Genomic DNA, 211 nt, shown 5'->3' on the forward strand with positions numbered 1-211 from the left:
CCGAGCGCCTGCGCGCCGTGCAGCCAGAGGATATTGCGCTTGAGGCGCAGAACTTACTGACGCGTGCTCGCGAGATGGAACCCAGGGTCACTCACATGCTGAGGCGCGTCGCCGAGTCCCATGCTGGGCAACTGGCGGGCATGGACCATCAACTGAAGTCGGTCGGCTCGTTGAAGGAAAAGCTAAAGCAACAGATGGCTTTGAAAAACAA

1 protein-coding gene is annotated in these 211 nt (G+C 58.8%); it reads left to right on the forward strand.

The features are described 5' to 3' along the window. A partial coding sequence (locus tag ALO43_RS30590) for a hypothetical protein (protein ID WP_162235562.1) occupies nt 1-211 on the forward strand: 211 nt, incomplete at both ends.

Source organism: Pseudomonas tremae, from assembly GCF_001401155.1.
Classification (GTDB): domain Bacteria; phylum Pseudomonadota; class Gammaproteobacteria; order Pseudomonadales; family Pseudomonadaceae; genus Aquipseudomonas; species Aquipseudomonas tremae.